This is a genomic window from Marinobacter salexigens, assembly GCF_002806945.1.
Classification (GTDB): domain Bacteria; phylum Pseudomonadota; class Gammaproteobacteria; order Pseudomonadales; family Oleiphilaceae; genus Marinobacter; species Marinobacter salexigens.
In genome coordinates, this window is record NZ_NIHC01000001.1 from 792,274 (window position 1) to 807,213 (window position 14,940).

Consider the following 14,940-nt stretch of genomic DNA (forward strand, 5'->3'; position numbering starts at 1 on the left):
AGTGTGGCGGCGCATCGTAAACCAATCTGCGGTGTTTGCGAAGCAATGTAAGCTTAAGCGGTCACAACTGGTTATTAATAATAACAATGCAGGTGAGCTCACTTCTGTCTTAGGCAATGAGAGGGCAGGAGGGGTCAGATGTCGTAAGTCTGAAACATTTGATCAAAGTGTGCTTGGTGAGAAAAGCTGGAGATAATACGCTTGCTGGTGAGGTGGGGTACAGAGGATGCCCCCGACTGCTCATTAAAAGTATCGATTAATGATTGATAAACAGTGCTGATAGCGTTTTCGAATGGTGTGTGCCCGCGCATGTACACCCGCACACCTTGGGTAGCTAAAGCTTCAGAGTTGCCCAGTTGATTGTCGCCATAGCTAATGATCATGATTGGCAAAGGAGTAGCCTTTTTAATAGCCGTCAGCGTTTCGGGATTGCTCAGACCGAACGCACAAATAGCATCAACGCCCGTCTGGGTATAACAGTCGACACGTTCAAGAATCGAATTCAATGGTTGACTGTTGTCTGCCGGCGTACGGGCAATTACAGCCAAGGATTCATCCTTGCGGGCATCCAATGCAGCCTTGAGTTTACTGCTGGCTTCTGCAAGTGAAGCCAACGGATGCTCAAGACCATGAGGCTTGGGTAGCATTGTGTCCTCGATAGTTACCCCTGAAGCACCAGCAAATTCCAGTTCTTGAATCAGCCTAGTTACATTCAAGGCATTGCCATAACCACTGTCGCCGTCCACGATAACCGGCAGTGTTGAAGCCTGGCAAACTCGACGGGCGTGATCTGCCAGTTCACTCAGCGTAAGCAAAGAAATGTCTGGCAACCCCAGCTGCATTAATGAGCTGATGGAGCCGCCCAGAATGCCGACATTGAAACCGATACTCTCCGCCATACGCGATGACAGCGGATCGAACACTGAGGCGCAGGCGTTACACTCATTGCTCTCCAGGATCATTTGTAGCTTGTTTCGGGCAACGTTCATCCTGATAAGCCTTCAATATGGCTATGAATCCAGCGCGCTGTTTGCAGCAGTGCATCATCGTCACGAGATTTGCCAATCAGCTGAACCCCTAACGGCAGACCTGCTGCATTGGTCTGCCCGGGCAAGGTAATCACCGGCAGGCCCATCGCCTGCCAGGGGCGACTCATGTGCGGTTTGCCCGTGGCGCCCAGCCCTTCCGGTGCTGCCCCCGGTGCTGCGGGAGCAAGAATGGCATCGACATCCGGATGCAGGTGCCACAACCAGCGCGTGGTAATGGCGATATTGGACAGCGCCGCAAGATAGTCTGCCCGTGATATGCCCTCACCCTCCTGCAGCAAACCAAGGAAAGATTCACTAAGTTTATTCGCGTTCTGACGCTCTACCGCCAGATTGCGATACACTTCATAGGCCATAACGGTTTCATGGTTGCCCACCAGCCGGCTGATCAGATCACAGCTTTCCAGCTCCGAGGTTTCTATTCCATGATGTTGCAACTGGGTTGCCAGATCCGCCATGGCGGCATTCATGTCGGCGTCGGTATCGCCCACATTGCTGCCCGGGCACAGCAGAATTTTCGTGGGTTTCACTAGCTCTTCGGTGCCTGCACCGTTATCCGTTGCCGGGTTGCCCAATAACACCGAACGCAACAGAACGATGTCATCTACTGAACGGGCGAAGAACCCCAGTGAATCCAGTGATTGTGCCAATGGTTGAATACCGCGGGAAGAAAACTCCCCGCAGCTACCTACGTAGCCGACCGTACCGCAGTATGCCGCCGGGCGAATCACCGATGCGGCTGTTTGCGAGCCCAGCGATGCGGGCACCATACAATCTGCAACGGCAGCCGCAGAACCACTGGAGGAACCTCCGGGGGTGTGTTGCAGGTTTTTCGGATTGGCTGTCGTTCCGGGCTGGAAGTAAGCAAATTCGGTGGTGACTGTTTTACCCAATACAATACCGCCGGCCTGCTGAATCAAGGCCACACAACTGGCATCGTCGGCTGGCTGTCGGCCGGCGTGCAGACTGGAGCCCATTTCGGTCGGCATGGAAGCCGTATCAATGGTGTCTTTGACACCCACTGGCAAACCCTTCAGACGACTGTTTTTATAGAACGCTTCGTTAGCCCGATACGCCTGCAAATACTGCTCCCGTGTTAACGAGTATTGCCAGGCCGAAACCTGTGGCTCGCGGGCATCAATCTGATCGTAGCAGGCGTTAATAATCGCCTCTGCGCTGGTGTCACCACGCGCAATAGCGTTCACCGCTTCGGTCAGGCTGAGTTGGTTCAGCGGCTTGGTTGTCATAGCATGGTCTCACCCAGTACTTTTTCAAAAAAGGCGACGGGAACATCAACCACCCCGCCGCCAATACGCCCTGCTTCTCCCGATGCTTCAATCATGCCCAGCAAAATCAGCGGGCTGCTGGCATTGGCAGCAGCCGAACGGGCATTGGTAGCACCGGGTCGATTACCAAACCCGACTATGGTTCCAGAGAGCACCTTGGCAGGACGGGCCAGGGCATCTTCCGGCAAATACGGCTTCAGGTTCGCGAACGACTGTTCGGCGGTATCCAGCACCTGGCCACCCAGGCCCATAAAATCGACTACGGCACTGTCACCAATTGCGCCCAGAGCAGTGCGGCCTTCATGGGCCGGTTCAATCGCACCGTTGATTGCAGGCGCAGCTGCGGTAATCCACTTGCCCGGCTGCGCGGCGACCTGAACACCAAAGTCTACGCCGTTACCACCAGCCCGGGTAATCAGTGACGACCCGACAACACCTTCTGCGGCAGCCATCATCAGGCTGCACGCTGCCATCCACACGTTCAGTGCGAAGGCGAGTGATTCGTTTAAAAATGCATCGATATCTTCGGGGACAGCTTCTGTTGATTGCAGTCTTAAACATTCTGCAATCAAGGCAGATCCGGCCATGGTGCGACCATGACAATCATCTCCGTCTGCCAGCGCCGCCGAAATAATTGGCAACAAAGGCATCGGCTGTTGCAGACGCTTGCTGACCCAATCGGCAAATTCGGTATTAAGCCAACTCAGGTGACGCGGCAACCCCGGGTTCATCACACCCAAACGTGTGCAATGCACCATACCCTCATTAAAAACGGAGTATTTGCGCACCTCGGGGTTGCGAGCATCATTCACAATCATTAACTGCATGGAGGGTGAAACCACCCCTGCTAGGGGTACAACAATATCGTGATCCTGGGCAGCTGCTACCGTAACAGCACCACTCAGGATCAATTCCTGGGCTGCAGACCTGTCTGCAGCCCAGCCTTCATAAATAGCGCCGATGCACAGAGAGTTCATCACCGGTACCGGAATGCGTTGCACATCGCCAAACGGAGGCCCGGCATGCAGCAATACTTTTCCACTACCTTCTTGCAGCACGTCCTTCACCAGACATAAACCTGTCCACTGCGGCTCACATGCTGCAACCTTGTCAAACGCTACTGAATCAGCACTATTACTCAACATTGTTGTTATCCTTGGTCAATCAAAGAGAAGGTCTCAGGACATCTGTACCCAGCTTTCACTGCTCGCCAATGCGGCAGACAGGGCACGACGGTCCAGGAAGTCGCGCTCTATGGGCTCGCCTTCAATCGCTTTACCGTTCACTTCAACCTGGGCACTGGTAGCCGCATTGAAAACAGCGAACATTTCATGCTTGCCCGTCTGGGTTTCAGCCGGTGGCAGGGCCACAGCAAACGGCTCGTTGAGGCCATTCCAGATCAGGTTGACCGTCATATCCTTGCTGGCCGAATACGCCGACTCGATGTGCTGTCTCGGGTAATCTGCTTCGGTCTTGAAGGTCGCATCGTTGATATATTCCATGTTCTCCAAAGAAACGGCTTTGCGGAACAGGGCAAAATGAGAGAGAAAGTCTTTAACCAGATAGCGGGCCAGCTCCAGGTTGTCGGTCAGACACACACGCACCGCGCTGTCATCTTCCAACTCATATGGGTTTTCCAACACGATAATGGCTTCGCCACGACCGTAGTCTGAGGCCGCAATGCGGAAGTACACAGACAAGGATGTCCAGTCTCCCTCCGGATCCGTTTTCATGTAAATGAAAGGGTTATCACCGGTCCAATCGACTTTTCCCGTACGTACTGATTTCATTTCAGACACTCCTGACATTTTTGTTGAGTCTTTTTCGTTAGTTATTTTTGACGGTTCTTGGCTTTCGCGCGTAACTCGTCAAAATTGGACGTTGGTTGCCAGCCCAGCACCTCTTTGGCCTGGCGATTACTGAAAATAGAAGCGCGTGGGTTTTGCTGATACAGCCTTGGATTGGCGATCTCGGGCAATGGCCCGATCACGTCCTGATACCATTCGGCTGTTGGTTTCGGGTGCGAGGTGTCATCAGCGCTCAAGAAGAAGGTTCCATAACGCAAACCTTCTGTTTTCAAAGCTGCATCGAAAGCCGTCGCTACATCAGCGGCTGTCACATAGTAAAACAGCCAGTGACGGTCCGGGTTGTCGACGAACTCGATGTATTCATCAAGCGTTTCGTCCAACACCACAGCCAGTGGTCGCAGGCAAATAACGTCCATGTCGGTGCCGTCGACAAAGCTCTTCGCCATCTGCTCCATAACCAGCTTACTGACGCTGTAGGCTTGCACGGGTTTGTTGTCATGGCGCTCATCGACGGGCAGGTACTCGGGCGTCCAGTCCGCGCGCATTTCTGATAATCCACAGGCAGAAATGCTGGAACACAACACGACCTTTTTCACGCCCATTTCGGAGGCGGCCTGTAGTACGTGCCAGGTACCACGCACGTTAACGTTGATGTAGTGTTCTTCCGGTGCTTTCCAGTCAAAATCGATGGCGGCCAGATGCACCACTGCGTCGGCGCCTTTAAATGCGGCCCGTAACTCGTCCAGCTCCATGACGTTGGCTTGCACATACTCGGCATCCGCGTTACCTGGCACCAGATCCGCGATCACCACGTTGTAATCATGCAAGAGCTGATGCACAACGTAACCGCCAACCCGGCCAGAGCCACCGGTTACCACTACTCGCTTAATCGACATCAATTTCTCTCCAGATAATTTGTTGGTTTCGACAAAGGCCAGGGATCAGAGATCCAGCACCAACTCTTCTGAGTGCGCGCGCGAGACACAAACCATCATGTAATCGTTATCCGCTCGTTCTTCGGCAGACAATACAGAGTCACGATGATCGGGCAGCCCAGACAACACACCGGTTTCACAAGTACCGCAGACGCCATCGCGGCAGGAACAGGTAATTCGGATACCCTGATCGCGAAGGGTTTCAAGAATCGACTGTCCTTCCGGTATATGAACCCGCTTACCGGTACTGTTGATGACCACATCGAAGGAGCCACTCTGATCTAGAGCCGATTCTTTGGCGGTAAAGCGCTCAATGGTCAAACTCCAACCGGCTTCTTTTTGTTCACTGTGCAGCTTTTCCAGTGCGTCCAGCAGTGGTTTCGGGCCGCAGGAGTACACCGTGGTTTCTGAATCACAGGTACTTAACAACTCCACCAGATCACAAAAACCGTCTTCGACGTCACCGTTCAGACGTATGCGTTTACTGTCGTATTTCTCAAACCGGTCCAGATACACCAGGCGGCTGCGCTCTCTGGACAAATACACCAAGCGCCAATCGATGCTATCCGCTTCTGACTGCTGAATCATGGGCAGAATTGGAGTGATACCAATACCACCAGCAATAAACAGTACTTTTTTACCCGGCTTGAAAGGAAAGTGATTACGCGGCCCGGAGACCTGCAGCACATCGCCTTCTTTCAGTTTTTCGTGAATGTATGCAGAGCCACCGCGGCCGCTCTGTTCACGCAGCACCGCCACTTCCCAGTTATCGGTACAGTTATAATCACCGCACAGTGAATAATGGCGCAGCATGATGGCATCTTCGTCGGCACCATTGCTGGTACTCAGCTGCAGTTCAATGTGAGCACCCGGCTCCCAGGCTGGCAGGGGCGAGCCGTCCAGCGCAACCAGCGTTAATCTGACAATGTCTTCGTTGAGTTGTGTCCGGCTAGCCACTTTGACTGCGATATTTTTGTTATTTGCCATAAATACACTCCGGGGTGCCGTACCATTACCAAGACACCGATTGTTCGAGGGAATAACAGCCAGGCAGGCTCACTCGTTAGTGTGAGCCTGCCTGATTACTCTGTTAGCTGACTTTCTTGCGAGCTGGAATGTCCTGTGCCTTCACAGCAGCATCCTCAGCACGATATTTGTCAATCAGCCACTTTTGCAGGCGGTGAATAACCTGCTCTTTTGAGGTCAAGCGACCCCGCGTAGCAAAACTGGATTCCATTCCGGCTTGGGTCCGACGCCATGCAAACAGATCTTCTTCCATAACTGGCCACAGATCAGTGTGCTCTTGATCGAAGTTCTTTCTAAAATCCTCTCGTTCAAGCGTACTCTCAGGGTACAGCCAGGAAACTCCATAGTACGTCTGTGTTGGTCCAGCGGGTAACCAGATGAAATACTTAACTTTATCGGGCATCGCCACGATGAACATGTTGGGTGCAACAGTGATATAGCTCAAACGACTACGTTCTTCTTCGGTCAGACCGGGCAACCCTGGTTGCAAAATTGAGCCTGTATGAGTTGGCGCTGCATCTGGATGAGTACTGAGCAGGTGATAAGAAACGATGCCCTGAGAGTCGTCGTTATATATGGCATCTTCATCCACCGCAGACGGTGGTAGTGGATACATTTCACCCCACGACGAAGCGTGCAGGTAACCGCAGTGGTAGCATTCGTCGTTGAAGATTTTCCAGTTCCAGTCGAAGGTTTCCATTTCCAATGGCTCTGGTGGACGCATTCCTGCCAGGTCGTAGTTTTTGAGCTGTTCGGCCAAGTTACCTAGACGATCCTGCAGCGACGGAATCGTTTCATCAAAGGTGATAAAGACAAATCCTTCCCACTGATCAGCGCGAATTTTGGGCAGACATACCTCTTTGATGTCAAAGTCTTCCTCCACGTCTGTGAGACCTGGAGCAGAAACCAGATCACCTTTGGTACTATAAACCCAAGCATGCAGTGGGCACTGCAAGCGGCGGGTATTACCCCGACCTTCCAGGATTAGCATCCCTTTGTGCTGACAAACATTAGACAGCACGTTTACAGAACCACTACGATCGCGAATAACAATTAGCGGGTCGTTGCCAATAGTAACCGTGTAATAGTCGCCCGCATTCGGGATATCGGTAGCCCGACCAACACAGATCCAGTCACGGCGCCAAACTGCATTTAATTCAAACTCGTAGAATTCTTTGGACCAGTAAGTCTCAGAAGGCAACGAATAAATTGGTGAACCTTTATCATCAGGATAACTTATATCGAAAGTTTCAATTGGTAGAGGACTTATTGTTTTTTTAATGTTCATTTGAATATAGCTCCCTTGAAGATCAACACGACCGAATAAACCTTGCTGAAAGGACTCTAAATAAACTGTGAATCCATTTGTTATTATGTTGCCTGAGCTCTAATGCTGGGGGAAGCGAGTAGACTTCAATGCAGGGTGAGTAAACCTCAGCATGCTTGTTTAAAAAATAACGACTCATCTATGCTAGGGTGGTGTCTGTAAATTTTATAATTGTGAGCCTGGATACGATGACAGTAAAACCAAACTTTCGACTTGATCACACGATGTTTCGTGTTTCTGACCTGGATGAATCGCTTGACTTTTATGTTCGCATTTTTGGCATGAAAATATTGCGGCAAAATGAATATCCGGAAGGCAGGTTTACGAATACATTTTTAGGTTATGGTCCGGAAAATGAAACCACTACTCTGGAGCTGACTTATAACTGGGATACTAAAGAGCCTTACGATAAAGGAAAGGGGTATGGGCACATTGCCTTTAATGTTGAAAATGTAAAAGAAGCTATGGCGTACTTGGAGGCTGAAGGGGTTAGTATTCGTAGCCCTGCTAAACCCATGAACCATGGCACCCGTATGCTGGGCTTTATTTATGACCCCGATGGTTATATCATCGAATTAAACGAACCAATCTCTAAATAAAAAGATAGTAAAAAAACAGCGATCATTTGATCGCTGTTTTTTTGTTCTGCGTCAGCAATCTTCACTGAGGGTACTGCTTGCCCGTTGGTACCACATACACGGGGATGGTTGAACGGCGAATGACGCGTTGGGTCTTGCTGCTTTGCATCCCGGCACGGTTCTCGGTGCCCATTACGATCACATCGGCACCTTCTGCAGTCGCCGCATCCAGAATTGCCTGATCATACCGCCCCGTCACCACCATTGGCCGCACCACAACGTCGCTGTACTGCCCCATGTCCTTCTGCTCATCCGACATGATTTCCTGCAGCCGTGCTTCCATCTTCGCCATGACCCGACGCACACCTTCATCGTGCACCTCTGCCACCAGGTCTGCAGGCAAGTATTCTTTGATCAGCGCCTCACCCATAGACCCGACCGGTCTGATGACATGCAACATAATCAGTTCAGCGTCGTTTCTGTACGCCAGTTTCAACGCATGACGATATACATGTCGACTATGGGGCCCGAGCGCAGTGGTATACAACACCCGGTTAATCTTTGGCATATTCATGAGTTAGTCCTTCTGGTCTTCATTCTTATGACATTAACTGTGGCAAGAACAGCGCGATGTTCGGAAACAGACTCACTACCATGACGACAGCAGCCATTAACAAGAAGAATGGAAACGCTGCTTTTACGATCGTACCGATAGGCTGCCCGGTCAGGCCCTGAAGTATGAATAAGTTGAACCCTACTGGCGGCGTCATTTGCGCTAACTCAATCATCAGCACCAAAAATACGCCGTACCAGATTGGGTCAAACCCTGCCTGCAAAATCAGCGGTAGCGTGATCGGCAGACTCATAACGATGATAGAAATACCATCAAGGAAGAATCCGAGAACCACATAAAACAACGCTAGAATCAGCAACAAGGCATAAGGCGTGAGCCCCATACTTTCAATTACAGCCACCAGCTGCGAGGGGATGTGCAAATAGCCAATGGACGTGGACAGCAGCGCCGCAGCAATCAGGATGGAACACACCATGCACGAGGTACGTATTGCTCCCATAGCGGCCTCGATAATGACCTTCCATGAGAAACTGCCCATAACGATTGTCACTAAGAACGTAGCCAACACTCCGACCGCTGCGGCTTCTGAAGGTGTCGCAATACCGGCATAGATGCTACCTAGCACCAGCACGATCAGAAACACCACCGGTAACAAGTTCTGCAACCCGCTGATACACTCTTTCAGACTGAACGGCTCCGTCTCTTTGGGTGCCAAATCTGGGTTCATGCTACAGCGAGTGATGATGTACATGGAGTAAACAAATGCGACCAGCAAGCCCGGAAGAATACCGGCGGCAAAGAGCTTGGCGATCGAAACCTCGGCCAACACGCCGTAAATAATCATTACGATTGAGGGTGGGATCAACAAGCCCAGACTGCCCGCACCCGCCAACGAACCGATTGATAGAGAATTACTGTAATTACGCTCGGCCAGGGCACCGGTAGTAATTTTGCCGACCGTCGCCGTGGTTGCCGACGTAGAGCCACTTACCGCTGCGAACAGGGTGCAGCCCAGCACGTTAGTGTGCAGAAGGCGGCCTGGCATCCATTGCACTAGTGGCGACAAACCACGAAACAGCCGGTCGGATATATCGGTACGGAAAATAATCTCTCCCATCCATATAAACAAAGGGATCGCCGATAATTCCCAGGCACTGGAACTGCGCCAGATAATGGATTTGGCGATGATACCAATTCGATCCATCGGGAAATCTGCAAGAATTGCCAAACTGCATATTGAGACCAGTATTAGACCTGAAAATACCCATACCCCAAGTCCAAGGAAAAGTATAATCAGCAACAACATGAAGCCCATGCTTAATAGAACATCCATCGTCATTTACCTTTTTTATTGTTCAGACATTAGTTTACTGCCAGATAGCAATCTCAGAACATAAGCGAGCATCTGAATAACAAATATGACCAGACCAATAAGGATTAATGATTCCGGAATCCATAAAGGGACTTGAGCAATTGTTTCACTAGTTGAGCCACGCTCAAAGTGACGGCTGATGCTTCTCCAGAAATACCGTGCAATAAAAGAGCATAAAACCAGCGTTGTCACTACACAGGATATTTCAAGGGTTTTGCGTGCGAGCGCGCTGCGAACTTTAAGAAGTATAAAGTTAACCCTGATTAGCACGTTATGTTCGAAGGTATAGCCCAGCGCCAAAAATGTCATCGCCGCGACGCCATAACCAACGAATTCATCAAGCACAAAGGTGGATGTACTGAAAAAATACCTGAGCAAAATCTCTACTATAATATGCAGAGTCATTCCCGCCATAAAGATAACAGCAGCAATTGCCCCAGCCATTGAAAGCCGACTTGCAAGAACAGAAAACCCAGTCGCAAACACGCTAAAGGCTTTCATGAAGGGATTATTCATTGTTTAACCGTCCCATTTTTTAGCAACCACACGTGGCAGTTCTGCATGATATGGATACAACTCACCCATCAACAGCAACTATTGCAGCTGGTAAGTGAGTTATATCGACATCAGATCAACTTGGGTGTTTATTGAATATTTTTGATAGCGGCCCGATAACTGGTCAGGATCTCACGGCCATCGGGGCCCATTTTGCTGGCCCAGGACTCAATAACGGGTGTTGAGGCGTCTTGCAGTTCTTTACGGAAGTTTGCTGGAACTTCGTTCATGATGGTGACACCACGACGTTCAGCTTCGGCATAGCTGTTCTGAATAATGGTGCTCGCATTAGCCCATAGTTTGTCTTCGGTCTCTTTGGCGGCGGCTTCTACAGCAGCTTGTAATTCCGGAGTCAAATCGTCCCATACATCGCGATTCATCGTCACCAGGTTGATGGTGCTGTCATAGTTAATCGCAGTGAAATAGGTAACGTAGTCGTTGAAGCTGGAGCTCAATCCAGACTCAATCGACGTCAGCACCGCATCGATGCCACCGGTACTTAGCAAAGGCACTATGTCGGCCCAGCTCAGCTGGATAGGGGCTGAGCCCACATCGCGGAACACCTGAGTCCCGTTAGCATCGTAGGTGCGCATTTTGAGGTTGCCAATGGCTTCGTGGCTCTGCAGCGGTGCTTTTCCCCAAATACCACTGGAAGGCCAGGGTGACGAGTACAGCAAGCGCTGGTTGTATTTAGCCAACACCCGCTCATAGGTTGGGCGCGCCGTATCAAACAGCATCCGCGCTTCTTCAGTGTTGGAGCTCAAAAATGGAAGCGACGACAACAAGAAGACCGGGTTAATGCCGCCCAAGGGAGGAATGAAGGTGTTGGCAACCTGGACGATGCCATCGCCCACCGCATCCAGCTGGTCTTTGGATTTGAAACCCAAAGCGCCACCGAAGTGATGCGCAATTTTAATCTTGCCACCACTTTTCTCTTCAAGAAGCGCCGAGAAGGCCTGGTCTCCTTTACCTTGGACAGATGTCGCAGGGTACTCGTTTGGCATATCCCAAACGATTTCTTTGGCACTTACAGATGTGATATTGGTCAAGGTAAAAGCTAATGAAAGAACTAGTATAGTGCTTGTTGTTTTTCTCATATCTTCTCTCCACTGGCTTGAGAATATTTATTGTAATTAGGAAAACAGCAATGATGAGCTCACCACCTGAGACTCATACTGTCATAAATTTACGCGGCTGGAGTGGAGGCGTGCTCATGCTTCTATGAGCTAGATTCACATATGGCCTGGGTCTGTTTCTGCCAAAAGCCAATCGACGAAAATCTGCATATTCTTGGTCAACTGAAAGTTTTTTGGATAAACCAAGTAGTAGGAATAAGTATCAAGCGAAATATCAAAAAGTTGTACTAGCCTCCCGTCGGCAAGATACTCTCTCAAAAGCGCCGGACACCCCAACATAATGCCCTGATTATTGAGGATCGACTGCAGCCGTACGTTGGTATCATCAATGGTCAAATTGGTGGAAAAATCCACCGGTCCCGCTTCGGCTTTGTCTACCCATGCACCCCAAGCTGAATGATCCTCATCATGAATAAGTGTGTACCTGGCCAGGTCAGCCGGCGATACTGGGCGCCCCTGCTCTTCGATCAGCCCGGCACTGCAGATTGGTGTCAGGTTGCCAGGCACTAACATTTTAGCTTCCAGATCAGGCCAGTCGCCTTTGCCCCAGAGAATCTCCAGGTCAATGTTTTCTGTATTGAAATCCATTATTTTTATAGTGTGAATCAGATCAATCCTAATCTGTGGCCACATACCCCAGAATCGGTTTAGCCGTTGCGCCAGCCAAGCCCCCGAAAAGAAAGGGCGTAGAGCAATGCGGAGAGATTCCGTATCCCGGTTTCGCTGCGTGTCCAGAATGGCCCTGGCTATTTGGTCGAATGGTTGCTCTAAGGCCTGATGCAGGCGCGCACCTTCTGGTGTCAAAGAAAGAGCGCGGTTTTGCCTTAGGAACAGCTTGACCCCTAGATAATCTTCAAGTGCACGAATTTGATGGCTGATAGCCGAAGGCGAAACCAGCAGTTCATCGGCCGCACGCGTGAAGTTCAGATGGCTTCCGGCAACTACGAACGTCTTGAGTCCATTCAGCAAGGGTAAGTGCAGCATGTTTTTGTTCTCTCAAAACTGTGAGCGGTAAAAACGATCTGTGGTGCCTTCTGAGCTGGCCTTCAGCACCTTAAAAGCAATGCCAACAAGCCCTTGGTACCAATGCCCCGATCATTTTTTTACTTTTTATACCACCACTTAGTAATTGGTCAATTTCGAATCGTGCAGTTCACACGGTTGGAGTGTAATAGTTATTGAGTGGCATCAAGCAGGGTACTAACAACATGTTCGAATAATCGATGCAGTTCCAGAAAATCTGGTTCACATATGCATGGCACAAACAATAGACTTGAAGTCTTTAGTAACTCCAAGCTGATAGCAATTATCCAAACGTATTGTTTAAATTTCCTGCAGCAGGCTCGCTGGGCGAAAGGTCTTCACTATTTGGAAAGAGCCGGGGTGACCTTTTTAGCTTATTATCGCCTGATTAGGAGTAATCTCAGCTGCCTGACAAGGTTGATTCTGACGCTTCCAGCCTTGGGTTTCTGGGGTAATAGCGCTCTGGTAACCGCTCGATATAAGGGAAAAAGCGCGCATCTTTGTAGGGCATTTTCATAAAGCCAGATACACCCAGCCCGCTAATCTGATCCACAGCCGCCAGAATTTCATCCAGCCGCTGGCGGAATTCATCTTCTTTATCCGGATCCAGCAGTCGGTATTGGCTGTGAATTTTGAGGTGAAGGGGTAGAGCCTCGAAGATAATCATACCGGTATGGCGGATGCTGTTGAGTGCTTCGAGGGATTTGATGATGGGTTCAGGCAGCACCAGAAATTCCTCCGGGTCTGGCCCATCTTCAAAGTAGGAGTGTATACGTGAGCGGTCTTCCACTTCAGGAGCGGAACTTACCTGGTATGGCAGTCGCATCTCTGGTGGCGCCACGAACGGCTGGTCTTGTTGCTCCCGTTCAATGTGCAGGGTGTCCCGGGCGTTAAACAGGCAGCTTTTGAAAATGCCCTGGCGATAGATTGCCTGGGCAAGATTCACCATGTTGTTCACAGAAGTGGTAAAGGACGTTCGCAGCTCAGGGTCGTGGAGGTTCAGGGACGTGTCCACGTACACGCCTTCTGGTTCCCAGCGAACCGCCAGGCCACCTTCTACCGGGTAGCGTCCCAGCCGACTGACCGCGGCCAGGAAGGCTTTCTCTGTGTCACCCATGCCCTGCATGAAGTTTTTGTAGTACCGATCCAGCTGCACATCGTCCACATCGTCCAAGGATTCGTCGGATCCTTCCTGGCGCAGGAAGGATTTTCGTGAGCTGTAAACCACGGTGTCGATTTCCCGATCTGAAATGCGTGTCCAGATGGGCACCAATTGTGTGGGAGGTGGCTCCGGTAGATCGATCATTACCGTACGTGCCATACGTGGCATTTCGTTCAGATAATGGTCACCGGCCCGCATGCGTAGCACAGGGTCGGGGTCCAGCATGCCGTCCAGCATGCGTGCAAATTCCATGGGCAAGCCGAGCGATGTAGCAGGAATGGCCAAATGGCCGAAGCGGCAAGACTGCCCGGAGGCCAAGGCATAAAGCGTGGCCGCCGCACCTTGCTCATCAAATCGTGGCGATGAGAGCCCGCCGTAGAGCTGCTCTTCGCCAATGAAGTACACATCACCCAGTCGGGCGTTGGTTTGTTGCAGGTTATCAGACATCAGCTCCATCACGCTGGGGCTGAGAAATTGCTGGTTAGCATCCAGTTGAGCGAAGACCGACGAACCCCAGTCAATCAGGGCGATGTTCTCGGTCTCGGCATCAAACACCAGGTTGGAGGGTTTGATATCGCCATGCACAATCGGGCGCCTTCCGCTGTCGGCTTCGCGTCGCAAATTGCGCAGGATGTCGGCCAGTTGATCGGCAATGCGAATAATCAGGCGTGGGCTCAGGCGGCCTTGTTGGAGGGATACTTCCTCCAGGTTAAAGCCGGGTGCACGCTCCATCACCAGAATTGGTTGGCTGCCTGCACGATGGTAGGCCACCAGAGCGGGCACCCGGGGGTGCTCCACCTGTTCCAGTATGTAGGCTTCGTCTTCCAGCCGGTCATGCAGGTGTTGGGGCAGGGTGATGCGGGTGAACTTGAATACGTGCTCAAGATCCCGCGCACCCTCCAGTGGCCGTCGGCCGGCAAATACAAAGCCAAAGGCGCCCTTGCCAATCATCGAGATGTCCGCATAGCCCATCTGCCTGAGCTGATCTGTGCACAGCTCCACCCAGTCTTTCAGCTTTCTGGCATCGTCGTGGCTGAGCAGGTAAATCGACTGCTCTTCCGGGATGTAGAATTGCTGAAGCTGGGCTTGTTGGTTTGGTGGCGCCATTCCAA

The 14,940-nt window shown here is 51.0% G+C and carries 14 protein-coding genes; 1 reads left to right on the forward strand and 13 read right to left on the reverse strand.

The genetic code is table 11. The annotated features are described in order from the left end of the window. Positions 1-134: 134 nt before the first annotated feature. The 7 genes from CDH47_RS03680 to CDH47_RS03710 form a co-directional block, all read right to left on the reverse strand. On the reverse strand, positions 135-989 hold the full coding sequence (locus CDH47_RS03680; RefSeq protein ID WP_100638456.1) for an isocitrate lyase/PEP mutase family protein: 855 nt from the start codon (positions 987-989) through the stop codon (positions 135-137). Next, positions 986-2,293 (reverse strand): amidase, encoded by a 1,308-nt coding sequence (locus CDH47_RS03685; protein ID WP_100638457.1) that lies wholly within the window; start codon positions 2,291-2,293, stop codon positions 986-988. Before CDH47_RS03685 ends, CDH47_RS03680 begins: the two co-directional genes overlap by 4 nt. Further along, the gene (locus tag CDH47_RS03690; protein WP_100638458.1) at positions 2,290-3,477 is read right to left on the reverse strand and encodes an oxamate carbamoyltransferase subunit AllG family protein; all 1,188 of its coding nucleotides are present in this window, start codon (positions 3,475-3,477) and stop codon (positions 2,290-2,292) included. The genes CDH47_RS03685 and CDH47_RS03690 overlap by 4 nt, the downstream gene beginning before the upstream one ends. Positions 3,478-3,510: 33 nt before the next feature. Further along, on the reverse strand, positions 3,511-4,122 hold the full coding sequence (locus CDH47_RS03695; protein WP_100638459.1) for an NAD-dependent dehydratase: 612 nt from the start codon (positions 4,120-4,122) through the stop codon (positions 3,511-3,513). 41 nt (positions 4,123-4,163) lie between these two features. Next, entirely contained in the window at positions 4,164-5,036 is an 873-nt protein-coding gene (locus tag CDH47_RS03700) for an NAD-dependent epimerase/dehydratase family protein (protein WP_100638460.1), read from the reverse strand. A gap of 45 nt (positions 5,037-5,081) precedes the next feature. Then, positions 5,082-6,062: a PDR/VanB family oxidoreductase gene (locus tag CDH47_RS03705; protein WP_100638461.1), complete on the reverse strand. Its 981-nt coding sequence runs from the start codon at positions 6,060-6,062 to the stop codon at positions 5,082-5,084. A 103-nt stretch (positions 6,063-6,165) separates the two neighbouring features. Continuing rightward, entirely contained in the window at positions 6,166-7,389 is a 1,224-nt protein-coding gene (locus CDH47_RS03710) for an aromatic ring-hydroxylating oxygenase subunit alpha (RefSeq protein ID WP_100638462.1), read from the reverse strand. 227 nt (positions 7,390-7,616) lie between these two features. Here CDH47_RS03710 and gloA point away from each other — a divergent pair, with 227 nt between their 5' ends. After that, positions 7,617-8,027, forward strand: coding sequence for a lactoylglutathione lyase (gloA, locus tag CDH47_RS03715; RefSeq protein ID WP_100638463.1), 411 nt, complete (start codon positions 7,617-7,619; stop codon positions 8,025-8,027). Between the two features lie 61 nt (positions 8,028-8,088). On the opposite strand, the gene CDH47_RS03720 is transcribed toward gloA, so the two are convergent. From CDH47_RS03720 to CDH47_RS03745, 6 genes are all read right to left on the reverse strand, one after another. Beyond that, positions 8,089-8,580, reverse strand: a complete 492-nt coding sequence (locus CDH47_RS03720) for a universal stress protein (RefSeq protein ID WP_100638464.1) — start codon at positions 8,578-8,580, stop codon at positions 8,089-8,091. Positions 8,581-8,605: 25 nt separating this feature from the next. Further along, positions 8,606-9,919 (reverse strand): TRAP transporter large permease, encoded by a 1,314-nt coding sequence (locus CDH47_RS03725; RefSeq protein WP_205077496.1) that lies wholly within the window; start codon positions 9,917-9,919, stop codon positions 8,606-8,608. Between the two features lie 9 nt (positions 9,920-9,928). Then, positions 9,929-10,453 carry a TRAP transporter small permease subunit gene (locus tag CDH47_RS03730; RefSeq protein WP_100638756.1) on the reverse strand — a complete coding sequence of 175 codons (525 nt, stop codon included), beginning with the start codon at positions 10,451-10,453 and terminating at the stop codon, positions 9,929-9,931. A gap of 143 nt (positions 10,454-10,596) precedes the next feature. Continuing rightward, positions 10,597-11,511, reverse strand: a complete 915-nt coding sequence (locus tag CDH47_RS03735; RefSeq protein WP_205077498.1) for a TRAP transporter substrate-binding protein — start codon at positions 11,509-11,511, stop codon at positions 10,597-10,599. Positions 11,512-11,739: 228 nt separating this feature from the next. Next, positions 11,740-12,627 (reverse strand): LysR substrate-binding domain-containing protein, encoded by an 888-nt coding sequence (locus CDH47_RS03740; RefSeq protein ID WP_100638467.1) that lies wholly within the window; start codon positions 12,625-12,627, stop codon positions 11,740-11,742. Positions 12,628-13,066: 439 nt separating this feature from the next. Further along, on the reverse strand, positions 13,067-14,935 hold the full coding sequence (locus CDH47_RS03745) for a protein kinase domain-containing protein (RefSeq protein ID WP_100638468.1): 1,869 nt from the start codon (positions 14,933-14,935) through the stop codon (positions 13,067-13,069). Between the last annotated feature and the right edge of the window lie 5 nt (positions 14,936-14,940).